This is a genomic window from Streptomyces sp. MJM8645, from assembly GCF_001625365.1.
GTDB lineage: Bacteria > Actinomycetota > Actinomycetes > Streptomycetales > Streptomycetaceae > Kitasatospora.
The window spans coordinates 204,173-226,944 of record NZ_LJJF01000002.1 but is presented as its reverse complement, the minus strand read 5'-3'; the positions used below and the strand labels follow the sequence as shown (position 1 = coordinate 226,944).

15 protein-coding genes are annotated in these 22,772 nt (G+C 71.8%); 5 read left to right on the top strand and 10 right to left on the bottom strand.

Annotated elements, in window-relative coordinates:
* Positions 1–1,396: 1,396 nt before the first annotated feature.
* Entirely contained in the window at positions 1,397–6,694 is a 5,298-nt protein-coding gene (locus tag A6F73_RS42640) for a glycosyl hydrolase family 18 protein (RefSeq protein ID WP_159398636.1), read from the top strand.
* Between the two features lie 335 nt (positions 6,695–7,029).
* Here A6F73_RS42640 and A6F73_RS31965 read toward each other — a convergent pair whose 3' ends face one another.
* On the bottom strand, positions 7,030–7,401 hold the full coding sequence (locus A6F73_RS31965) for a hypothetical protein (RefSeq protein WP_063351872.1): 372 nt from the start codon (positions 7,399–7,401) through the stop codon (positions 7,030–7,032).
* 608 nt (positions 7,402–8,009) lie between these two features.
* Between A6F73_RS31965 and A6F73_RS31960 the strand changes: the two genes are divergently transcribed.
* Positions 8,010–8,378 carry a hypothetical protein gene (locus A6F73_RS31960; RefSeq protein WP_063351871.1) on the top strand — a complete coding sequence of 123 codons (369 nt, stop codon included), beginning with the start codon at positions 8,010–8,012 and terminating at the stop codon, positions 8,376–8,378.
* A gap of 368 nt (positions 8,379–8,746) precedes the next feature.
* Here the strand turns inward: A6F73_RS31960 and A6F73_RS31955 are convergent, their stop codons facing one another.
* The 5 genes from A6F73_RS31955 to A6F73_RS31940 all read right to left on the bottom strand — a co-directional run bounded on the left by A6F73_RS31955 (position 8,747) and on the right by A6F73_RS31940 (position 13,562).
* Positions 8,747–10,225: a cytosine permease gene (locus tag A6F73_RS31955; protein ID WP_063351870.1), complete on the bottom strand. Its 1,479-nt coding sequence runs from the start codon at positions 10,223–10,225 to the stop codon at positions 8,747–8,749.
* A gap of 365 nt (positions 10,226–10,590) precedes the next feature.
* Positions 10,591–11,412, bottom strand: coding sequence for a hypothetical protein (locus A6F73_RS31950; RefSeq protein ID WP_063351869.1), 822 nt, complete (start codon positions 11,410–11,412; stop codon positions 10,591–10,593).
* Entirely contained in the window at positions 11,409–12,041 is a 633-nt protein-coding gene (locus tag A6F73_RS31945) for an RNA polymerase sigma factor (protein WP_063351868.1), read from the bottom strand. The genes A6F73_RS31950 and A6F73_RS31945 overlap by 4 nt, the downstream gene beginning before the upstream one ends.
* Before the next feature lie 92 nt (positions 12,042–12,133).
* Positions 12,134–12,271 (bottom strand): hypothetical protein, encoded by a 138-nt coding sequence (locus tag A6F73_RS41810; protein WP_159398635.1) that lies wholly within the window; start codon positions 12,269–12,271, stop codon positions 12,134–12,136.
* Between the two features lie 61 nt (positions 12,272–12,332).
* Positions 12,333–13,562: an FAD-dependent monooxygenase gene (locus tag A6F73_RS31940; protein ID WP_063351867.1), complete on the bottom strand. Its 1,230-nt coding sequence runs from the start codon at positions 13,560–13,562 to the stop codon at positions 12,333–12,335.
* Positions 13,563–13,712: 150 nt separating this feature from the next.
* Between A6F73_RS31940 and A6F73_RS31935 the strand changes: the two genes are divergently transcribed.
* Positions 13,713–14,297 carry a TetR family transcriptional regulator gene (locus A6F73_RS31935; protein ID WP_063351866.1) on the top strand — a complete coding sequence of 195 codons (585 nt, stop codon included), beginning with the start codon at positions 13,713–13,715 and terminating at the stop codon, positions 14,295–14,297.
* Between the two features lie 78 nt (positions 14,298–14,375).
* On the opposite strand, the gene A6F73_RS31930 is transcribed toward A6F73_RS31935, so the two are convergent.
* Positions 14,376–15,086: a hypothetical protein gene (locus tag A6F73_RS31930; RefSeq protein ID WP_208869225.1), complete on the bottom strand. Its 711-nt coding sequence runs from the start codon at positions 15,084–15,086 to the stop codon at positions 14,376–14,378.
* A gap of 380 nt (positions 15,087–15,466) precedes the next feature.
* On the opposite strand from A6F73_RS31930, the gene A6F73_RS31925 reads away from it, so the two are divergent.
* The gene (locus A6F73_RS31925) at positions 15,467–16,516 is read left to right on the top strand and encodes a hypothetical protein (RefSeq protein WP_063351865.1); all 1,050 of its coding nucleotides are present in this window, start codon (positions 15,467–15,469) and stop codon (positions 16,514–16,516) included.
* Between the two features lie 71 nt (positions 16,517–16,587).
* Complete coding sequence (locus A6F73_RS44445) at positions 16,588–16,812, top strand: helix-turn-helix domain-containing protein (RefSeq protein WP_347878567.1); 225 nt, start codon at positions 16,588–16,590, stop codon at positions 16,810–16,812.
* A 628-nt stretch (positions 16,813–17,440) separates the two neighbouring features.
* Here A6F73_RS44445 and A6F73_RS31915 read toward each other — a convergent pair.
* From A6F73_RS31915 to A6F73_RS31905, 3 genes are all read right to left on the bottom strand, one after another.
* A complete protein-coding gene (locus A6F73_RS31915; protein WP_063351863.1) occupies positions 17,441–20,257 on the bottom strand; it encodes a hypothetical protein in 2,817 nt (938 codons plus the stop codon).
* 324 nt (positions 20,258–20,581) lie between these two features.
* Entirely contained in the window at positions 20,582–21,130 is a 549-nt protein-coding gene (locus A6F73_RS31910) for a hypothetical protein (protein WP_063352686.1), read from the bottom strand.
* A 51-nt stretch (positions 21,131–21,181) separates the two neighbouring features.
* Positions 21,182–22,420: a methyltransferase domain-containing protein gene (locus A6F73_RS31905; protein WP_063351862.1), complete on the bottom strand. Its 1,239-nt coding sequence runs from the start codon at positions 22,418–22,420 to the stop codon at positions 21,182–21,184.
* Positions 22,421–22,772 lie beyond the last annotated feature (352 nt).

Below are 22,772 nucleotides of genomic sequence, written 5' to 3'. Positions count from 1 at the left end.
CCCAGACGGCGGAGGGCGTGTCCAGGCCCGCGCCGACCCCACGGGCCCTCCGGGCTCGCACACGGCCTTCGGCGTCAACACAAGCGTTGATCAAGTGTCAATTCCTGCTTCGCAAAGTCTCGACTTCCCTGTGCCGTCAACGGAAGGGAAGACCTGGAACACACGTCAATGCGCGGCAGTCACCCCCCGAGCGGGATTCCACGATGTCGACCGGCCATCTGGCGTCGAGTCGCCGCGGCACTCGTCCTCACCCTGACCGTGGGCCTGTTGCAGGCCCTCGCGGTCACGCAGGGGGCGCCCGCCGTCACTGCCCCATCTGCCACCGAGACGTACCCAAATCCATACAAACCTGACCAAGTCCTACTAGAGATGCCGGGGGCCGGGCCTGCAGGAGCGACCTGCCGGCCCGGCCGCTGCTGTGGGGAGCGGGCGCCCTACTCGGAGCTCCGCCCCGCGTTGACGTGACGTATACCGCCCACTGCTTCGATCGAGCGTCACTCGACACCCGGTGTCTCCTGATGAGGCGCCGTGAGATATGAGGAACGGAATGCTTGACCGTCATATACGTTCACAGTTGGGAAAAAGGTCGCCGATGACGCGATCTTTCCCGGCGCGCGTAGCTGTCGTCCTGGTGCTCGCTCTGATCGCCGTGCTCGCGCAGACACTCCCGACGTTCGCACCTCCCGCCTCCGCCGCGATCACAGATGTCACGGTGGCGACCTGGAACATGCGCGGGGGCACGGCGAAATGGTCGAACCCCGACGACCTGCCCCACCTCCTGGACCGGTATCACGTGGTCGCGTTGCAGGAGCATCCCGACACCGTGCCGCCCGGCATGGTGCAGACGGACATGAAGTTCGTGCGTCCGGGGTTCGACACCGATACGCCCGGGTGGAACGACGACGCAGACGGCGCGTTCCGCGTCGTCACGTACCAGTGGACCCACCCACAGAACGGCCGTGTCTACTACGTCTACTACCTGGAAACCCCTCGAAATGGCCGGGCGCTGGTGACGGTCAGCGATCGGGAGGCAGTCGCAGTCGGTGTTCTTCCGGCGGTGGGGGGTGTTGCCAATCCCCGCCCCGCGTTCGGTATCCGCCGCGATGACGCTTGGTTCTACAACATTCACGCGGACTCCCCAGGAGGCCCGGATGCCCCTGGCCTGGTTCAGGCCGTTGCGAACAAGTACCCAGGTCCGGCGGCCTCGTGGACAGTGATGGGCGATTTCAACCGGGAGCCCGACACACTTCCGCTGGGGCTGGGCGGGCCCGGGACTCAGATCATCGACTCCGGACTCCCGACGTACAAGGTACCGAACCCTGAGTCGGAATACGACTACATGGTTGCCCACGGGCTTCAAGCCGGCCATCAGTACGCGGCACGCCGCCTCACGTATATGGAGAGCTCCGACCACTACCCCGTTTCCTTCGCCGTCGACCCGAGCGGTCGGGGTCAGGTCTGCAACCGACCAGGTCCTCCGGTCCCCGCGCCCGCTCCCGCCCAGGCGCCGGTCGTACCCAGGTCGGCTCCGGCCTCCGAGGCCGGTGCCGACACCGCCGGGTCCACGTCTGCGGCGGACTGCGCTCCGTCCAAACCCAAGGCGATCGTCTCGCTGGGGGACAGCTACATCTCCGGCGAGGGCGGGCGCTGGGCGGGCAACGCGAACACGAAGGAGGAGGGGGACGTCTGGGGGACCGACCGGCGGTCGCGGTGCCAGACGGGGCAGGACTGCGTGTACGACGCGACGTCCTACGACTTCAACGGCAACCGGTGCGATCGCTCGGACGTGGCGCCGATCAAGGGGACGGAGTACGCGGACGTGCCGCCGGAGCGACGCTTCAACCTCGCCTGCTCCGGGGCGACGACCAAGAACATCCTCTCCGACGGGTTCAAGGGGCAGAAGCCACAGGTCGAGCAACTGGCCGACCTTGCCGCCGTTTACGACATCCGCCTGGTCGTGGTGTCCATTGGCGGCAACGACCTGGACTTCAGCGGCATCGTCGCGAACTGCGGGGTGGCCTACTTCGTCGCCGACGCCACCCTGAAACAGCCCTGCTCCCGGGCCAAGGAGGGCGAGTTCGCGGGCAAGCTCAACACCGTACGGGCCGAGATCGTCAAGACGCTGACCGCGGTCCGAGCCACGATGCTCCGGGCCCGACAGTCGAACTACGAGCTGGTGCTCCAGTCCTACCCGAACGTGCTTCCCGGCAAGGACGCACTGCGTTACGGCGAGGGCCAGACCTCGGAAGGCGGGACGGGCGACCGGAGCCGCTATGTGACGGGCGGGTGCCCGTTCCTCAAGGTCGACGCGGACTGGGCCCACACCTCCGTCGTGCCCCGGATCGGCGAGATGCTGCGCCAGGCGGCCGGGACGGCCGGGGCACGCTTCCTGGACGTGCAGAACGCCTTCGCCGGACACGAGCTGTGCGCCAACACCGCGCAGCAGGCGACGAGCGCGAACAGCAACGGCGCCCCACTGCCGATGGACAAGGCCGAGTGGGTGCGCTGGGTCCCCTACCTTCCGGGCTGGGAGAAGTGGGCGACGGCGAAGCAGGGAGACGTCCAGGAGGCCATCCATCCCAACGCGTTCGGGCAGCAGGCACTGTCGCGCTGCCTGACCGAGTTCGGCAAGGCGGCGTCCGGCTCCGATCGGTACATCTTCAACTGTGCCGGTTCGAACGACGGTATGAAGGTCACTCCGGACGCCTCCGCGGTGCGTGAGGGCATCGTCCGACTGCGCAACGCCCGGACGGGGGAGGTGCTGGACACCGAGACCGACAAGTTCGACGACTACCTCGTCACCCGCCCGGACAGCGGGAAGGCCAGCCAGCGGTGGCTGCTCCACAACGTGGGTTCGCAGATCTCGTTGCAGTCGGTGCAGCACGACGGGCGCTACCTGGACCGCTACAACAACTGGACCAACATCGGCCCCAAGGAGACCGGCTGGTACGTGTCGAAGGCGGCCGACGGCCGGGTCGCGCTGTCCATCGGCGAGAACAGCAGGTGTCTCACACAGGACCCGGGGAACCGCTCCAGGGACCTCAACTGGGTCAGTAACGATTTCTGCGCCAAGGGTGTCCAGGAGACCCAGTACTGGAACATCGAGTACCCCGGGGACGTAATCATCACCCCCCGCGACCCGGCCTCCGGCACGGATCCGCGTGAAGGCCAGCAGGTGGAGCTGCGTTCGGCCACCGGCATGGCCGTGGACCTCAGCGGCAGCAGCACCGCCGCCGGTACGAGTGTCCAGGCGTACGAGCCCAACGGCTCCGGCGCCCAGCGTTGGGTGATGCGCTCGCTCGGCGGCGGGAACTGGCGCATCGCCGCGTCGGCGAAGCCCGACATGGTCGTCGACCACGATCCCGGGCCACACACCACCCACCTCATCCAGACCCAGGAGGGCAACGCCAACCAGGTGTGGCAGCCCAAGGGCACCGGCACCGGCTGGTACACCCTGGTCAGCGGTGCCGACGGCGGCTGTCTGACCGCCGGCGCCGCGGGCGCCGCGCTCGCGGTGACGGCCTGTGACGCGAACAACCAGGCCCAGCGGTGGAAGTTCCGGGAGAGCGGGACGGGCACGCAGGTGGGCACGATCCGCGGGTTGGGCGGCAAGTGCGTCGAGCCGCGCGGCGGCAGCCGGGACGACCGGACCCCGATCCGGCTCGCGGACTGCGCCGGCTCCGACGGCCAGGCGTGGACGGTCGCGGCCGACGGCACGCTGCAGGCCCTGGCCAAGTGCCTGGACGTCGACGCCGGGCGCGCCGACAACGGGACGGCCGTCCAGCTGTACGCGTGCAACGGCTCCGCCGCCCAGAAGTGGATCTACTCGGCGCGCCAGGAGCTGCGGAACCCGAACTCGGGCAAGTGCCTGGACGTCCCCGGCTCGGACACCGGCCGGCCGCTGCAGATCTACGACTGCAACCGGTCCGACGCCCAGAAGTGGCAGCTGTCCGCCCGCCCGGTGGGCCAGCCCGACGGCGGTGACGCGGGCGACCCGTTCGACGCCTCCCCGGACGGGCGCGGCACCAAGCCGGCCGCCTCGGGGGACTGCCGTCCCGAGGGCATGACGCCCACTCCGGGCGTGGCGGCGCGGTACTGCGACGTGTACGACGGCGCGGGCCGGGAGTGGGTCGGCAACGACCGGACCCGGCGCGTGGTGGGCTACTTCACCGGGTGGCGCGCGGGCGTGAACGGCGACCCGAAGTACCTGGCGTCGAACATCCCCTGGTCGAAGGTGACGCACGTCAACTACGCGTTCGCCGACGTCCAGGACAACCGGATCAGCATCGGTGACCCGAACGACCCGGCCAACCCGGCGACCGGCCTGAGCTGGCCGGGTGAGAAGAACGCCATGGATCCGTCCCTCCCGTACAAGGGGCACTTCAACCTGCTGAACACGTACAAGAAGCAGCACCCGGCGGTGAAGACGCTGATCTCGGTCGGCGGCTGGGCGGGCACCCGGAACTTCTACGCGATGACCACCAACGCCGACGGCTCGGTGAACCAGCCGGGCATCGACGCGTTCGCCGACTCCGTCAGCGCCTTCCTGGACCAGTACGGGTTCAACGGCGTCGACATCGACTACGAGTACCCGACGGCGCTGCCCAACACCGGCAACCCGCTGGACTGGGACGTCTCCAACCCGCGCCGCAAGGGCCTCCAGCAGGGCTACAACGCGCTGATGAAGACGCTGCGGACCAAGCTGGACCGGTCGGGCGCGGACAAGGGCCGCTACTACCTGCTGACCTCGGCCGGCTCCTCCTCCGGCTACCTCGTGCGCGGGCTGGACGCCGGGCAGGCGCTGCAGTACCAGGACTACGTCAACGTCATGACCTACGACCTGCACGGCTCCTGGAACAAGTTCGTCGGCCCGCAGGCCCCGCTCTACGACGACGGGAAGGACAACGAACTGGCCGACGCCGGGATCTACAACGACCAGGCGCCCAACACGAAGGACTTCCAGAAGGAGGGCTACTTCAACACCGACTGGGCCTACCACTACTACCGCGGCGCCCTGCCGGCCGGCCGGATCAACCTCGGCGTCCCGTACTACTCCCGCGGCTGGCGCGACGTCCAGGGCGGCACCGACGGGCTCTGGGGCACGGCCGCGATGGCGGACCAGGCGCAGTGCCCGCTGGGCACCGGCGGCCGCGGGCCCGCCAACGCGCAGTCCTGCGGGCGGGGCGCGGTCGGCATCGACAACCTCTGGCACGACCTGGAGAACGACCGGGAGGTCGGCGCCGGGTCGAACCCGCTGTGGCACACCAAGAACCTCCAGGACGGCCGCACCCCCGGCTACCTGAGGTCCTACGGCGTCGACACCGGCCTGCCGACCGGGCAGCTGACGGGCACCTACGCGCCGAAGTACTCGGACGCGCTCCAGTCGCCCTGGCTGTGGAACGACGCCAAGAAGGTGTTCCTCTCCACCGAGAACGAGAAGTCGATCGACGCCAAGGCCCGCTACATCGTCGACAAGGGCATCGGCGGCGCGATGATCTGGGAGCTCGCCGGCGACTACGCCCAGCGCCAGGGCGGGGAATGGGGCATGGGCTACGACCTGACCACCCGCCTCGACAACGCCTTCAAGGGCGCCGGCGCCGCCGGCAGCACCAAGGCGGGCGGCCGGCCGCAGCCGGCCGAGGTGATCGACGTGAAGGCCGAACTGGTGGACTTCCCCACCGGGGAGAACGACTTCTACCCCGTCCAGCCGAAGCTGCGGATCACCAACAACTCCGGCGTCACCCTCGCCCAGGGCACCGAGATCGCCCTCGACCTGCCCACCTCGATGCCGCCGATCGTCAAGGACAACGACTACAAGGAGATGAAGGGCCTCGTGCCCGGCCACACCGGCCCCAACACGGGCGGCCTCAAGGGGGACTTCCACCGGCTCACCCTCACCCTCGGCTACTGCGAGGACCTGGCGCCGGGCAAGTCCCGGGACATCGACCTGAAGTACTACCTGCCGGTCACCGGGCCGTCCAACGTGACGTTCAAGATCGGCGGACGGGAGTACGGCTCGACCGGGGACCAGCGCCGCGACGTGCGGACGGTGGCCCCGCCCGCCCCCGCGGCCGGCAGCTCCTGCCAGGCCCCGGACTGGAAGCAGGGCCAGGTCTACCGGCCCGACGGCGGCCGGCTGTGGCGGATGTACGACAAGGGCGACAAGGGCTGGATGTTCGAGTACGGCGACAGCCAGACCGGGAAGCCCATGATGATCGACAACAACCCCGACCAGTCCCGCGCGCACCTCGTGGAGCTGAACGACCAGAACCCCAACCAGTACTGGCGGATCCAGGACGCGGGCGGCGGCCTGTACACCGTCTCCGGCGGCGGCAGGTGCCTGACCGCCACCGCCTCCCGGCAGGACATCGCCTCGCTCGCGTGCAACGGACGCAACGAGCAGAAGTGGCGGCTCGTCCCGATCGCCGACAACGGCAGTGAGGGGGCCCCCGGCGGGCCGAAGCACAACGGCCTGTTCAAGCTCCGCTCCGCGAACGGCAGCGACATCGAGGTCGCCGGCGGAGCCACCGTCCGGGAGACCCACCTCCTCACCGGCGACCCGGCCGCCTCGACGGCCGCGTTCGTGAAGTACCAGGGCTACTACTGGTACGCCCAGTGGTACACCACCGCCACCCCCGGCACGGCGGAGGCCAACGGCGGCCGGCCGTGGAAGAAGCTGAGCCCGGCGCCGTAGCCCCGTCTCCCGGGACACAGCCGGCCGGGAGCCGGCCGGGCACCGCGTTTCTGCCGGTGCCTGGCCGGCTCCTTCGTCGTCCAGGCCGGTCGGACCGCACCGCCGGGCTGTTCAGCGGGCGCCGCGCCCGGTCGGTGACGGCCCCGGGAGACACCCGGTGCCGTCACCTCCGGAGTGCGTCCCACAACGACCGCAGCGGGGATCGGTGCAGGTATTGGTACAGGTATCGGTGCAGGGGCGAGGCCGGCCGGCGGTGAGGAAGTACCAGCCGGCGCGCGGCGCTCAGCCGCCCGTCGTGCCGCCGGGCAGCGGGATGACGGTGTCTGCGACGTGGATCATCGCGAGACGGTCCGGCCGGACTGGCTGCCGTTGTTGGTCGGGTACAGGTTCGCCCATGACAGGTTGCACGCGAACTGCCACCACGCGTTGTTCGTCCCGGCGTCGGCCACGTCGTTCCAGTTCCAGCTGTAGGTGTGGCCGCAGGTGTCTCCGGCGGTCAGGTAGAACCGCTCGTCGGTGCGGCCCGCGTTGACGTGCCACCCGACGGTCGGGCCGTTCGCGTACACCTGGTACCACGCGCCGTTGTTGCTGGTGGCGCTGTCGGAGCCGCTGTCGGAGGCGGACGCGGTGCCGACGGATGCGACGCCCACGCCGACCATCGTCGAAGTGACGACGGCCAGGGCGGCGAGAGTCTTCCTGATGCGCATGCTGTGCTCCCTTGGTGGATGAGCGTGTCGATGGCCCGCCCCCGGTGCGTGGACGTCATTGCGTCAAGTGGTGCAGCCGATCACGATGAGGGGGGTGCGCCGGGGGCGCGTACCCATGCCGCTTCCACTCCCTGCCCGCACAGTGGGCCGCCATGCAACTCTCCTTGGTGAACGGCCAGTTCGACGAGGGGGGGTGCGGGGCGGCCCGGTCTCAGCATGACCTACTCCGACCGCCGGAGTCACTGCATTCGGCAGACGGACTCGAACTCGGCCGCAGTGGCGCGGCGCCTGCGCTGGTGAACCGGCTTGCCCGGCGGCCGGACGGTCGTCGGGCGCGGTCGTCACCGTCACCGGCGGACACGACGGTGGTCCCGGCTACATCCTGCTCGCCTGGTAGAACCCGACGATCGTCTGACGCGGCACGAGCGGCTCCGGGCGGGTGACCCCGCCCACCCGTCCCTGGGTCGCGACACCCCAGCTCAAGGCGCGGGGCGCTGGGACCGGACCTGGACCGGTAGCCCCCGGACCTGGAAGCCCCGGGCGGACAGGCGTGCGAATCCAGGGTAGCGTCTCAAGTACTCGGAGTGACTGTACAGAGAGGTGAAGCCATGAACCCGATCGGCATGGGAGCCGCAGCGCTCCTCCTTGCCACCGGGACGGTGACCGCCGTTCAGGCCCCGGCCCGTGCCGCCGACCCGGCCTACGGCTACACCTGCCCTACCGGCTACTACAGCGAGGAGGTCACGATCGAGGGAGTGTTCTTCGGCGGGGCCTGCATCCCGGATCCTGCCAGCACCGGACCCCGCTACACGTTCCGCGTCGCCGTGCTCACGGAGAGCTTCCCGAGTGGGGACCGTGAGTACGTCGACGCCACCTTGAAATGCGACGAGTTGCAATCCGCCGCCCCCGACGTCGTCGCGTCGCACTGCGACTTCGTCGACACCGGCCTCACGGCCCGGGCGACGACGAAGGCGTAGGGCCGGCAGGGCATGGACTGATCCGGGGACCAGGGACCGGTCGTCGCGGCGTAGCGGGAGCGAAACAGACCCCCGGGCGGGCGTTCGGGTCACGTCGGGGAGTGCGGTCAAGGCGCCGGAGGCGACGTCGGCGGCCCGGCCGGAGCGGGGGTGTCCGGATTCCGTCGCCGTGGTGATCGCCTGCTGCACGGTGGCGAAGCCGCCAAGGCCCCCGAACGGATGCTGGTCGCCGTCGGCAGGGCCTGGCCGGCTGTCGGCCGGCTTCCTGGGTGTGGTGGCAGAACGGGACCGCCCGGTCGCCGGCTCGGGTGAGGCGGCGACCGGGCGGTCGAGGTGTGTCGGGTTGGGTGGTGGGCCGTGCCTCGGGATCAGGCAGTGGCCGGTTCGGGCTGCTCCGCCTGGCGGTCGGCGGGCTGTCCGGTGGTGGCGGGGGTGTTCTCCCGGGGGGTGGGGAGTGCGGCCATGATCGCGGCGGAGATCACGATGGTCGCTGCCCAGGCGAGCCCGTACCTGCCGACGGGGGTGTCGGAGAGCGGGCCGGCGAACCAGTCGCACTTGGTGAAGGCGAGCCCCAGCAGCAGGGCGAGCACCCAGGACACCATGGCCTGCCAGCAGAAGCCGCCGGTGTACCAGTAGCGGCTGTTCCTGCTGGTGTCCATGAGCCCGGCGGCGTCGTAGCGCACCGCGCGTGAGCGGCGCCGGAACATGTCCACCGCGTAGACGCCGATCCAGGCCGAGAAGGAGACGGCGAGCAGGATCAGGAAGGTGATGAAGGAGCCCAGGAAGCTCTTGGCGACCAGCATCAGCAGCAGGCCGCCGACCAGCGAGATCACGGCGTTGATGCTGACGGCCGTGGCGCGCGGCAGCTTGACGCCCATGGTCTGTGCGGTGAAGCCGGCCGAGTACATGGAGAGGCTGTTGATCAGCAGCATGCCCACGATCGCGGTCAGCAGGTACGGCACGGCCAGCCAGGTCGGCAGCAGGTCGCCGAGGAAGGAGACCGGGTCGGCGGCCTGGGCGAGGCCGGGTGAGGCCACCGCCATCACGGCGCCCATGAGCACCATGGGCACCATCACCAGGCCGGCGCCGGAGACCGTCACGCCGACGATCTTCCTGCCGGAGGCGGAGTGCGGGAGGTAGCGGGCGAAGTCCGGGCCGGTGGGGACCCAGCTGATGCCGCCGGCGGCGATGGTCCCGATGCCGGCGATCATCATCGCGGTGGTGCCCGCGGGCTTGGCGAAGACCTCGCTCCAGTGCATGGTGGCGACCAGGTAGCCCAGCACCAGCACGCTGAAGACACCGAAGAGGTACGTCGACCAGGTGTTGCAGACGTTCAGCGCCTTGCGGCCCATGCCGGAGACCAGGAAGGTGCAGGCGACGAAGGCGAAGAGCGTGACGACGATCAGCGCGGTGTTGGCTTTGACGCCGAAGAGCAGGTCGAGGACGGTCAGCACGGCGTAGGCGCCGGTGACGGCGTTGATCGTCTCCCAGCCGAACCGGGCGATCCAGAGCACCGCGCCGGGGAAGAGGTTGCCGCGCACCCCGAAGGTGGCCCGCGAGAGGGTCGCGCCCGGCGCCCCGCCCCACTTGCCGGAGACCGACAGCACGCCGACCAGGCCGAACGAGACGAGCGCGGCGCACGCCGCGACGATCAGGACCTGCCAGAAGTTCAACTGGTTGAACACCACCAGGGCGGCGCCCATGGTGAGCAGCAGGACGCTGATGTTCGCGGCGACCCAGGTCGGGAAGAGCTCGCGGACTCTGCCCCCGCGCTCGTGGTCGGGGACGGGTTCGATGCCGCGGGTTTCTATCGCGCCGCCGGTGTCGGCGTTCGACGGGTTGTCCATGAGGGTGGCTCCGTGCGTGTGAAGCGGAGATAAATCGAACAAATGGGGCATTTATGGAACTCTTCGCGCGTAGCGCGGGAGTTGAGTCATCCTACTTTGTCCGCTTCGGTTCCCGGGCCTGGCCGGTACCGGAGGGGAGGACGTCACCCCCGCCCGCGGCCACTCCGCAAACGCTGCGAACGCCGTGAACAGCGCGAACGCCGCGAACGGCGGACCCGGCCCACGGCCAGGTCCGACGCGCTCGCGGCGTTCGCCGAGGAGGAGATCAGGGCCGGGATGCGCCGCCGGCCCGGGAGCGCGCAGGCCCGACCGGGCGCCGCCTGGTCCAGGCGCTCAGCGCGCACCCGGGAGGTCTCACCCGGGTCTCACCTGGTGAACAGCGAGCTGCCGCCGACGACGCGGGTGGTGCCGTCGGCGAGGGTGACGGTGACCGTGTCGGGGACGGCGCGGTGTGACATCGTCCCGGGCCACCAGACGGTCCAGCGGCCGTCCGCCACGGTGACCTGGAAGGTGCGTCCGGCGACCTGCATGGTGATCGCCTTCACGCCGGCCCCCACGGAGCCCTGCGCGTAGTTGAACATGGCGTCCCCGTCACCGTGGGAGCCGCCCGTGTCGTACGTGACCGCATCGGCCGCCACGTTCTTCACCGGGTCGATCGCCTCCCACAGGCCGCTGGTCTCCGAGGCGACGTAGCAGAGCATGGCCTTGCCGCCGCGGTTGACGACCATGGAGGCGACCTTGCCCCGCAGGTCCGCATTGGTGATCTTGACGGGTGCCCCGGCGCCCGGGCCGTCGGCCATCCGGTCCAGGCACCACTTCTCGGCGGTGGCTCCCGGGCCCGTCGAAGCGGCCAGCGGTGTCGGGACACCGGTCCAGCTGGCCAGTTCCGCAGAGCTCAGCGGCCCGCTGGCCCCGCCCCGCGAGGACTGCGTCACGGCCACGGCCACGACCGTACCCACGGCGAGCGCACCGGCGAGGGTGACGGCCAGCCGCCGCCGAAAGCGCGGCCTGGCGGGGGCCGGGGCGGGGGCGGAGGTTGGGGCGGGGGTGTCGAGGTCGATCTGGCGCATCAGGCGCTCCCGGTGTAGGGCGTGGCGTCCTGCGGGGAGGTCGCGCTCGGCCGGCACGGGCACCTGCCCGAGCAGTTCCGCGCGCTCGACCGGCTCCGGCCGCTGTCCGGCGTTCACTGGTGTACCTCCTTCGTGGACGGGGCCGCACTCGCGGACCCACCCTGGATCTGGTTCCGGTCACGGCCGGGTTCCACTTTCTTCCGCTGCGCCCGGCGCTGGGCCGTCTCGGCGAGACGGTGCAGCCGGGTCCGGGCCCGGGACAGGCGTGAGCGTACGGTGCCCACCGGTACGCCCAGGGCCTCGGCGGCCTCCTGGTAGTCCAGGCCCGCCCACACGCACAGGGCCAGCACCTCGCGGTCCGGGCGGCGCAGCCGCGCCAGCGACTGGTGCAGGACCGCGATCCGCGCCGCGTCGTCGATCCGCCCGGCCACCTCCTGCGCGAAGTCGGGAACGTCCTCGCGGGCCGGCGGGAGCTGCGCCAGTACCTGCCAGTGCCGCCGGGCGGCCCGGCGCTGGTTGCTGACCAGCTTCGTGGCGATGCCCAGCAGCCAGGGCCGCAGCGACCCGCCCTCCGCCTCGACCCGGTCGTGCCGGCGCCAGGCTTCCAGGAACGTCAACGACATCACGTCCTCCGCCGTCGACCAGTCCCCGGTGAGCCGGAACACGTGGTTGTACACCGCGCGCGCATACGTGTCGAAGAGCCGGCCGAACGCGTCCCGGTCACCGGCCCGCACCCTCGCGCGCACATCTCGATCTGAAGAGTCCACGCCCCCTATCTGGTGCCCCGCCCGCTCGGGTTCCTATGACCTGCGTCACCCGCGGAACGCGCCTGGCCGCTCTACCGGCCCGCCCGCCCGGCCGTCGTCGGAGCGATCGCCTGCACGGCGATCCCGCACATCCGGACGAAGGCCTCCGGCGGATCGTCGTGGTCCCCGAACTCGCAGGCAAGGCCGCCCCCGGGCGCTTCGACCCGCATGCCCGCCGCCTCGGTATCCAGCCCGTCGGCTGGTCCCGGGCGAGTGGCGGGCGGTCCGTGCTCAGGCGGTTGCGTCGAGGGCCGGGGGCTGCCAGTTGTACGTCCGGGCGGAGCGGTTGAGCAGGGTGCGGGCCGGGAGGAGGCCGGCGAGGGTGAGGGCGGCATCGCGCAGGCGGGTGGCGGCGGGGGTGTGGAGGGCGACGAGGTCGCCGGTACGGCGGGAGCCGGTGACGATGGCGGTGGTGCGCGGGAGGCGTGCGGCGGTGTAGGCGGGGAGGGTGGTGGCCGGGTCCGCGCCGGGGGTCAGGGCGGAGGCGAGGACGACGGCGTCCTCGATGGCCTGGCAGGCGCCCTGGCCCTGGAAGGGGCACATGGCGTGGGCGGCGTCGCCGAGGAGGGCGACCCGGCCGTGGTGGTAGGCGGGCAGGGGGTCGGCGAGGTCCCAGACGTCGTGGCGCAGGACGCGCTCGGGTTCCGCGAGCGAGAGGAGTTGGGGCACGGGCGCGCACCAGGTGCCGAACCTGCGCAGGAGTTCGGCCTTCTCGTCGCCGTCGGCGGCGCGGGCGCCGGCCGGGGCGAGGGCGGCGCCGTACACGTAGACCCGGCCGTCGGCGAGCGGGACGACGCCGGCGAGCTGTCCGCGTCCCCAGACCTCGCCCACGGCATCCGGCCGGCGGGTGGGGGACACGACGGTGCGCCAGGTGGTGAAGCCGCTGTAGCGGGGGCCGGGGTGCCGGGGGAAGAGCAGCGCGCGGGTGGCGGAGCGGAGGCCGTCGGCGGCGACCACCAGGGCGGCGGGCCGTTCCCCGTCGGGGGTCCGGACGACGGCTGGTCCGGTGGTGCTTCCTGGGGTGCCCCCGGTGGCGCTTCCGGTGGTGCCTCCGGGGGTGCTTCCGGGGGTGACGAGGGCGGCGGGCGAGTTGGTGCGGACGGTGCCGTCCGGAAGGGCGTCGACCAGGGCGGCGATGACGTCGGCGCGGGCGACGGCGGCGATCGTGTCGCCGAAGCAGGCCTCGAAGGTGGCGGTGTCGGTACGGGCGAGCCAGCGTCCGGAGGGGTGGCGCAGGCCGACGGCGGGATGGGGGGTGGCGAGGGCGCGCAGGCGTTCGCCGATGCCGAGCCGGTCGAGGGCGCGCAGGGCGTTGGGGGCGAGGGCGAGTCCGGCGCCGACGGGTTCGAGCGAGGCGGCGCGCTCGTGGACGGTCACGGGGATGCCCTGGCGGTGGAGGGCGAGGGCGGCGGAGAGTCCGCCGATGCCGCCGCCGATGACGATTGCCTGGTACGCGCCCATGAGTGAACCCCTCTCCCGACACTACGGCTGTAGTGACCATGTCCCGCACCGTACTACACCTGTAGTTGGGATGGGATAGTGTTGGCGTGAAGGGGGTTCGGGCCTGCCCCGGGTCGGGACCCCCTGAAGAGAGAGGCCAGGACCGGATCCATGACACCGCCGCGCCCGACGCTGATCGCCGACGCCGCCATCGCCCTGATCGCCGAGCGCGGCCTGCGCGGGCTGACCCACCGCGCCGTGGACGAGGAGGCCGGACTGCCCGCCGGCTCGACCTCGAACCTCGCCCGGACCAGGGCCGCCCTGCTCGACCTCGCCCTCACCCGCATCGTCGAACGCGAGACCGGAGGCCACCCGCTCATGGCCGGCGGGCCCCCGCCGGACTGCTGCCCGCGCCACCTGCTCACCCAGGGAGTGGCCGAGCTGCTGTACGGCGCGCTCACCACCGGGCGCAGGCTCACCCTGGCCCGCCTCGAACTCGCCCTGGAAGCCACCCGCCGACCCGAACTGCGCGCCGGCTACGACCGGCTGGGCGCGCGCTTCACCGACACTGCTGCCGCCCTGCTGGCGCAGAGCGGCTCGGCCGACCCGGCGGCCGACGCCCGGCGGCTGATCCGCTGGTGCGACGGGCTGCTGTTCAACGCCACAGCGGGAAGCGGACACTGGCACGTGCCGACACCGGAGGACCTGTGCGGCGAGGTGGCGCACTACCTCGCCGCACTGCTCGACCAGGACTGACCGGCTGGCCGGTCGGGACGGACCGACCGCCGCAGACGCAGGCCCTCGACGCGGCGGGCTTCGGCTACCACCACTGCTTCAGCTGGGTGTTCGCTGTTTCCGCCAGCGGGCCTGGTGGAAGATCGGTTCGACGGCGACCACGCAGAACGCGTGCATGGGCTGGTCCGTGCCCCTGGGGTCGAAGAAGCCCACCATGTCGCCGAGGAAGCTCTCGCCGTGCTGATGGACGTGGGGGTCTTGGGCGACGCGGTCGCCGGCGGCGGTGAGCCAGTCGCCGATCCAGAACAGCAGCTCGGCACGGGCGGTGATGACGATCGTCGCGGCGTACTCGGCGAAGCGGGCGGGGTGGCGATCGGCTCGGCGACGGACGTCGTCGGGACGGTCGGGAGATCGTGCCGCTGGGGCGGTCACCCTCAACGGCACCGAGGCGCGGCGCATCCTGTGCCGCAGATCCGGCCAGTCGGACGGCCGCAGTCCCGTGTCCTCACGGGCCAGGAGCATGGGCATCGGATGGGTGTCGCCGCCGGCGGAGGCCATCGGATGGGCGCCCGGTGGGACCGGAATGTAGATCGCGCTGTGCGGGCTCGCCGCGGCGACGCGGAACAGAGCGCCGAGCCGAAGGAGATCGGCGCGGCTTGCGCCCAGATACCCGACTCGGTAGTCGGGCGGGCGGACGAAAGTGTTGCGGAGCATGGGACCAGTGCTCAGGATCCGGCTGAGCCCGGATTCGGGATCGGCAACAGGGTGGCTCGTCACCCGCAACCGCATCCGACCGTCGCCAACCCCCATGCGCCAAGTACAACACGCGCGCCAGTGGCCTCAAGCTCCTTTTTTGCGAAGCCCTGGGAGCCCCTCGCGGTGCGGAGCACAACCATGGTCCCGACGGACCTCGACAAGCCCGTCGGCCGCCTCTCCGTCGGCCGTGAACTGCGGCTGGAACCGGGTCGGAGCGCACACCCGGCACCGGTACGAGGATGAGACGTCGTTACCGGAACCTGACGGTACCGATGGAAGAGCGAAACGCGCCCCAGACCAGGACCTGACGTTCTGTTCCTACAGTGCCGGATATCCGCGACGCGCGGGGCGGACCGCGGCCGCCCCCGCGTACGGACCGCACCCGAACGCGAACCGCACCCGATACGAACCGCACCCGACCGAGATGGGCAACGATGTCAGCCACACGCCGAGAACTCCCCCGCGGCCTCTCCGCCGCAGCCGCCCTCCTGCTGAGCGCGACCACGGCAGCGGCGGTGCTGCTGCCCACCGCGGCCTTCGCCGCGGAACCGGACTCCGTCACCTCGCACGCCGGCGCCACGACCGCCCAGGAGCGCAGCCGGATCGACGCCTACTGGACCGCCGCGCGAATGAAGCTGGCGGGCGCCATGGTCCCCGAGATCACCCCCGTGCCCGAGGACGACACCACGCCCGACGATCCGCGTCCGCTCCCGCCGAACACGCCGGACCCCGGCGCCGTCTGGACCCACGGCGGTGCGGTGGACCGGAGCGTCGGCCGGCTCTTCTTCACCTTCTCCGACGGCTACGACGGCAGTTGCACCGCGACCGTCGTCAACAGTGCGAACCGCAGCACCGTCGTCACCGCGGCGCACTGCCTGCGGGGCGTCGGGGCTCCCGCCGCCGACGACACCTGGCAGCACAACCTCTACTTCGTGCCCGGCTACCGCAACGGGACGAAGCCGCTCGGCGGATTCAGCATCAAGTCGATGGCCACGTCCTCCCGTTGGGACGCCGATCCGGGCAGCACGACCTCGAACGACGTCGCTGTCGCCGGCTACGACACCGGGGTCCTCGTGGCGAACCCGTCAGCCGAGGGGCGCCGGATCGCGGACGTCACCGGAAGCCAGCGGATCGCGTTCACCGAGCCCGCGGCGGGCGAGTTCATCCACACCTTCGGCTACCCGAAGGACCGGCTCAACGACCCCAGCGCCAAGTACGCCGGTTCACGCATGATCCACTGCGCCGGACCGGACCGGCCGGCCCCCAAGGCGCCCCTGCTGTGGGGCGAGTCCTGCGACATGACCCACGGGGCGAGCGGCGGCCCGCACTTCGCCCGCTTCGACACCCGGACCGGCGCCGGCACCGTCGTCGGCGTCACCACCACCACGGATGACCTCGCGGGCGGGCAGCCCGGCACGCTGTACGCCACCCGCCTCGGTGACAGCGCCCACCGCCTCTACAACTGGGCCCAGGCGCGCTACTGACTTCGGCGCTTCGGGGTGATTGGCCTGTTCATGTAGCTGACCGATGGTCATCTGCACGCTATGCCGTAGGTATGCGATATGCGGATGGGGGCGGGCTGACGGCGAAAGGTCGCCAGCGTCGCGAGGAGGTGCGGCTGGAGGCCGTCGGGTTGTTCGCCGATGGGCTGGGGCCGCCGGAGGTTGCCCGCAGGTTGCGGGTGAGCTCGAAGTCGGCCTGCCTGTGGCTCTGCGGCCCATTCGTGAACCGACCTGATGACCTCAGCCATTGCTCTCCTCTTGATCGGAAGTTGCGGTAGTTCTCGCCAGAAGCCCGGCGGGGTAGGCCCCGAACTGTGATTTCGGGGTAAGCGCCATCCCCTTGGCTCAGGGCAATGACACCATCCGCGTCCGGGCCGGCCTGGACTCGCAGCTGTTCGACCTGACACTTCGTGTCAGCAATGTGCCGCAGGCTCTCCTGCAGGCCGGCGAGTTCGCCGAGCCACTGCATTCGTTGGGTCTCCCCGGGGCGGCGGGTGTTGATCTCGATCTCGAGCAGCCTGGGCTCTTGGACGAGGTCGAGACGGAGCATGGGGCACCTGACACGGGCTCATCCGAACTATGGCCTGTTGTGAAAGTGCTGGTCACAGCCATTCGTTGATGGCTGTGACCAGCACGGTCGCTTCGTAGTGGACGGCAGGTTTGTCGTATCTCGTAGCGGCGGCCCGTGGCGCTTGAGTTGGCGGCTCCTTCTGGAGGCCCCCTTTTCGCCGCCCCGGCGGCCTGCTGATGGGTCCGGTACGGAGGCCGCCCTGTCTTCTACCCGCCGGCAGCAACTCCTCCAGTCGGATCCACTGTTCGTCCGTCAGGCCTCCGCGCCCCGCGCCAAGATCATCACAAACCGCGATCAGAGTTTCCAGGGTGTCGACGAACGGCTCCTCGCCGGCGTCATCGCCCGTCCCCGGCACGTAGCTCGGTGGCGATCTGGCGCCGGCCGGCGACCAGCGCCTCCAGCACCACCGCGACGCAGGCCACCAGCGCCAGGCCCACCGTGGGCAGTAGCACCGGCACCACCGTGGGCGACAGGGCGTTGCCGACCTCGGCACCGACCAGCGTGGAGATGTCGAAGGCCGAGCCGAGCAGTCCGACCGCCGCCGCGGCGACCAGACCGCCGCCAACGGCCGCCGCCAGGGCCTGTGGCAGTGCCTCGGCGATGATCAGTGCCAGCCCCTGCCGGGGCCGCAGACCCATGGTCCGCAACCGGGCGAGCACCGCCGCGCGGTCGGGCGCGGCCTGGAACAGCGTCAGCAGGACGGCGAGCAGGGCGAACCCCGCGCCGGCGAACGCCGCGTACCGGAACAGCCGCCCGGCGGCCTGCTGCAACGGGTCCTCGGCGAGCTGCGCGGCGTACTCGCGGCTGCTGCCCACCGTGTACCCGGGAGGCAGCCCGTGGGTGCCCCGGCCCGCGGCCGCGGCGTCCTCCGCGATCAGCTTCGTGATGCCCGTCGGCTGGGTCAGGCCCCGCTCCAGGAGCGTCGCCCTGACCTGGTCGGGGTCGAAGTCGCCGACGCCGAGCCACTTGTTCATCCGGCCGAGTTCGGGCAGGCGCTGCGCGGCGGGACCGGCGGGCACCACGACGAACGGCAGACCCGGGTCCGGCAGGGCCGGGGTGGCGGTGACGACCCCTGCGACGGTGGTGAGCAGGTCGTTACCGGTGAGCAGGTGCACCTTGGGCGTGCCGGTGGCCAGCCGCCCGGCCAGGTCACGGCTGAACAGTGCGGGCACCGGAGTGTCGGCGCCGCCGGGGGCACCGGCGAGCTGCGCCGCGTTGAACTCGCCGGCCCCGATGCTCCGGGCGATCTCCGCGTACGCCCGCGGCTCCGCGACCACCAGGACGGCCTTGGTGTAGTCCTGGTCGGCGCCGATGAACAGGGCCCTGGAGTCGACGCGGACCCCGGTCGAGGTCCGGACTCCCGGCAGTTCGGCGGCGGCCTTGGTGAACGACTCCGGCAGGGTGGCGTAGTCCGGGACGGTGATGGCGATGTCGCCGCCGGTCGCGGCCCGCGCGGCACGCATCCGGCTGTGCTCCACGGTGTCGAGCACGGTGGCGCCGAAACCGGTCGTGGTGACGGCGATCAGCAGCGCGAGCACCGGCAACGGGGACCGCCGCCGACGACCCGAGCCGTCGCGGGCGGCACGGGCCAGGCCCAGGAACCCGATCAGGCCGCGGCCGCGCTTCGTGAGTGCGGCCAGCCGCCCGAACACCACCGGCACGATCCGGGCCAGCAGCAGCCCGCCGGTCACGGCGAGCAGCAGCGGGGCGGCCGCCAACAGCGGGTCCACGTCGGACCCGGCGTGGCCGACGCCGCGTCGGCGGACCTCGGCCACGGCCACGACGGTGACGGCCACAACGGCGAGTTCGCCGATCACCCGGCGCAGGGTGCCGATCACCCGGCCCCGGCCGCGGGCCACCCGCTGACGCGACCACAGCAGGGCGACACGGGCCGGGAAGGCCAGCAGGGCGAGCAGCGTCGCGGCGAGGGCCGCCAGTACCGCGTGCCCCCACCGGGGGGTGGGCAGCAGCAGCACGGCGAGCAGCGTCCCGAGCGCGGCGGCGGGCAGGACGGTCACCGCACCCTCGCCGAGCAGACGCAGCACCACCCCGCGGCGTGAACCACCGCGGGCGTACAGCAGCCGGATCTCGGTGGCGCGCCGGTCGGCGCCGAGGACCGCGGCCAGGAGCAGCACCACGGCGGCGACGCCCGCGGCACCTGCCGGTCCGATCGCGCTCAGCGCCATCGCCGCGTGGTAGCGGGCGGCCGCCCGGGCGAGGACGTCGGGCAGGAAGGAGCTGATGCGCAGGTCCGCGCGCTTGGTCGCGGCGACCAGCGCCGTCGCGGCCCGTCCGGTCAGGAAGGGCTGGACGGCGGCGCGGATCCGGTCGAGCCGGTCGGCCCGCAGGGAGCCGGGGTCGACGGGCAGTCGCCAGAAGTCCTCGACGGTTTGGCCCCAACCGGTCAGCGCAGACAGGCTTGCGCCGTCGACGAAGCCGGTGGTCCGCCAGCGGTTGTCGCCGTTGGTGCCGAGGTTCAGGCAGGCTCGGTCCGGGCAGCCGAGGCCGTCCCAGAACGGGTCGAGCGGATCGTTGACGCGGTAGAAACCGGTCACCACGGCGGTCCGCCGCCCTGTGGGTCCGCCGGTGCCGCTGTCGACTACATCGCCGAGCTTGATGCCGACGGTGTCGGCGGCCGTCCGGCTCAGCACGATCGGCAGCGGGCCGGCGGCGGGCGCGTTGCCCGGCCACGTGCCGTCGGTGAGGGTCACGCGGTCGGCAAGGCCGTGCAGGTAGGCCAGGGAGAGCCCCGGGGCGGTCTCCTCGGCGAGCCGTGCGTACCCCGGGTTGTACATGTCGTTGAACGCGGTGCGGGTGCCGTGGGCCAGGCCCGACCGGGAGAGCGGGAGCTCCCTGCCGACCCGCGCGACGAGCTCCCGCTGCACGGCGTCGAGGCCGTCGGCGGTGTCGGTCGGCCGGGCTCGGGAGGCGGCGTGCAGGCTGGTCGGATAGATGCCCTGGTGGCTCACGTAGTCCGCGAGCGCCGCGTCCGCGTTCCGGTCCGCGACCCGGGGGAAGGCCGCCGCCAGGAAGACCGTGACGAGCACGAGGGCCGCCGTGAACAGTGCCGCGAGCGGGCTCGCGCGTAGCCTGGCGCGGACCCAGTGCGCGGGGCGGAGGGCGGGCCCGGGGGTGCCGGCTTCGGTGGTCACATCTCCTCCACGTGATGCGGCCGGGCGACCGCCTTTCTGCTTCCTACGGTGGAGTCCACCGGGCGCGTTCATCGCTTCGGTCCGTGCGCAGTTCAGCTGCGGACGGACAAGGCCGAGGGGCACGTCGGCGTTCGGATCAACGCCGACCGATCGCCGGATGACCGACGATGCTGTCAGATCCGACCGGGAGGCGGAAGGGATCTTCGCGAATCAATTCCGATCCCGCCGGGATCCGTTGGACTTCTCTCCGCTACCTACAGGTCGAGCGGACAGCCCTTGACACTGACACCAGCCGACATGTCGTCGGACGGCCAGCCACCCGGGTCAGGGGAGAAGCGGCCGGACGGCCAGCCATTCCTGAAGCTGGTCGCGACTGCGACCGGGGCGTAGGTGTCCGATGATCAGGTCGAGGTGCCCGGTCAGGTTCTTGAGGCGGCGTAGCTCACCGATCTGCTCGGCAGGCAGGGCCCGCCAGCGGGCGCCCAGAGCGCAGGCCTTCGCAGGACTCAGGGCGAGCTCGGCGAGGGTGTCGGCGGCAAGAGCGTCAGGGTCCCAGTCGGGGTCCTGGGCATCGGGACCGAGGTGGTCGATGATCCACGCCCGGAGCATGAAGTCGTTCTGGGCCATGCGTGCCTGTTCCCAGGGGGCGTCGCCGTGCAGGCGCGCGTTGACCCGCAGGGACAGTTTCGCCCATCGCTTGCGCTCCGCCGGTCCGAGGCCATCCTCGGAGCGGTACGCGCGCAGGGCGCTGATCTCCCGGATGCCCTCCAGCTCGCCACGATGCCGACCAGGACGCTCGGCGAACGCGGTGAGCTGGTCGAACGTCAACACGCTGAGGTCTTCGGCCGGTTCACTTGCCGAGGCGGTGTCCATCGACATCAGCCTGTACCACTGAACGACTGACCGCTCGGCCGGCCTCCCCGGTCAGCGTCCGAGCGGGGCGACCGGGGTGGCCGGGGCGGCCTGTGCGACCGGGGCGGCCGGGGCGGCCTGTGCGACCGGGGCGACCGGGGTGGCCTGTGCGACAGGCCAGCGGGGGCCGCCCGGGCTGCCCTGCCACGCCCACTGCTTCTCGGGGGTGACGGTGATCCCGTAGTCGTACAGCTCCGGCGAGCCGAGCGCCTCCCACTGGGACCAGGCGGTCATCACCTCGTCGCCGATCCGCCGCGGCCCGCCCTGGAACAGCACCGCGCCCCCGTCACCGTCCGCGGACAGCGCCGCCCACGAGCGGTCGCCGTCGTGGAACCAGACGTTGGCACCGTCCTCGCCCCGGCCCGTCAGAACGACGGCGTCCGGGACGGCGACCCGCACCGCGAAGCGCAGGTGCCAGTCGTCGGCCAGCGGCGCCGGATCGCGTTCCACGACCTGCCGCACCTCGGGCCCGCCACCCTCGCGCACCGCCGTGTACGTGGCGTGGTCACCGCGCGTCGGAGCCGGCCCGCGCCGGTCGGCCATGAACTGCGCCAGGCCCTGCACCCAGCCCGTCGCGCTGCGCCCGTCGTCGGCAACGGTGAGGGCGACGTGGCCGAGCCTGCCCCAGGGGTAGACGATCCGGCCGCCCGGCTTCGTCGCCTCCACCCAGCCCCACGGGACGGCCTCGACGGCGTAGGTGGCGTGGAGCCGGTCGACCCTGGCGCCGTCGGGCGGCCCCGCGTGGGTGGCGTCGCCGGCCAGCACCTCGGCGTCGACCCCGGCGGCCGCCAGGCGCCCGCGGGCGAACGCCGCCAGCCGCTCGTCGACCTCGGTCGACACCACCCGACCGGGTCCGGCCCGCCAGGCCGCCAGAGCACAGGTCCAGCCCTGCCCGCCGCCGACGTCCCACACCGTGTGCCCGGGTTCCAGCATGAGGCTGTCCAGCATGTCCGCCACCACGCCGGGCGCCGACAGACTGGAGGACGGCAGACCGTCGGTGACCTGGGTGATCGCCGCGCCGTTGACGTCGCCGTACAGCTCGTCCGCCCACCCGCCCGCATCAGTGGCGCGGTCCATCGCCACGTAGGCGCATTCGTCCCAGCGCCACAGCCGATCCGGTGCGAACAGGTCGCGCGGCAGCGCGGCCATGGCCTCCCGTAACCACGGCGAGTCCTCGGGCCACGCCCCGCCCTGCTCCATCGCCGCGTCCATCCGCACCCGACGCTCCACCAGGTCGGCGTCGGGGCTCACGACTTCTTGTGCTTCCCGCCCGACGGCGGCGCGGGAGGCACCTGCCCGTCCTGGTTGCCCGGCGGCGGGCTCCCCTTCTCAAGCGGCGCCGGCGGCTTCTGGTGATCGCCCATGCTGCTCCCCTTCCACGTACACGCTGACTGGCCGACCATCCTGGCGCAGCCCGGCGCCGGCCGGTAGACGGCGTGCGGTCGCACTTCGAGGGCGTGCGGGTCTCGGGCGCGCGCATCCCGGGAGCGCGGCCAGGTACAGGCAGAGCCGGAGCCCGATGTGCCGCAGACAGCTCCCGCCGGGCGCCTCGCCGCACCGCAAGTACGGCGACGGAGCCCGCCGGGCCGCGGCAAGCCGTCAG

Excerpts from the sequence above, each read along its gene's own strand:
- A6F73_RS42640 (WP_159398636.1), top strand. The coding sequence starts at position 1,397 with ATGGAGAGCTCCGACCACTACCCCGTTTCCTTCGCCGTCGACCCGAGC.
- A6F73_RS31965 (WP_063351872.1), bottom strand. The coding sequence starts at position 7,401 with ATGCGCATCAGGAAGACTCTCGCCGCCCTGGCCGTCGTCACTTCGACG.
- A6F73_RS31960 (WP_063351871.1), top strand. The coding sequence starts at position 8,010 with ATGAACCCGATCGGCATGGGAGCCGCAGCGCTCCTCCTTGCCACCGGG.
- A6F73_RS31955 (WP_063351870.1), bottom strand. The coding sequence starts at position 10,225 with ATGGACAACCCGTCGAACGCCGACACCGGCGGCGCGATAGAAACCCGC.
- A6F73_RS41810 (WP_159398635.1), bottom strand. The coding sequence starts at position 12,271 with ATGCGGGTCGAAGCGCCCGGGGGCGGCCTTGCCTGCGAGTTCGGGGAC.
- A6F73_RS31940 (WP_063351867.1), bottom strand. The coding sequence starts at position 13,562 with ATGGGCGCGTACCAGGCAATCGTCATCGGCGGCGGCATCGGCGGACTC.
- A6F73_RS31935 (WP_063351866.1), top strand. The coding sequence starts at position 13,713 with ATGACACCGCCGCGCCCGACGCTGATCGCCGACGCCGCCATCGCCCTG.
- A6F73_RS31930 (WP_208869225.1), bottom strand. The coding sequence starts at position 15,086 with ATGGGGGTTGGCGACGGTCGGATGCGGTTGCGGGTGACGAGCCACCCT.
- A6F73_RS31925 (WP_063351865.1), top strand. The coding sequence starts at position 15,467 with ATGTCAGCCACACGCCGAGAACTCCCCCGCGGCCTCTCCGCCGCAGCC.
- A6F73_RS44445 (WP_347878567.1), top strand. The coding sequence starts at position 16,588 with ATGCGATATGCGGATGGGGGCGGGCTGACGGCGAAAGGTCGCCAGCGT.
- A6F73_RS31910 (WP_063352686.1), bottom strand. The coding sequence starts at position 21,130 with ATGGACACCGCCTCGGCAAGTGAACCGGCCGAAGACCTCAGCGTGTTG.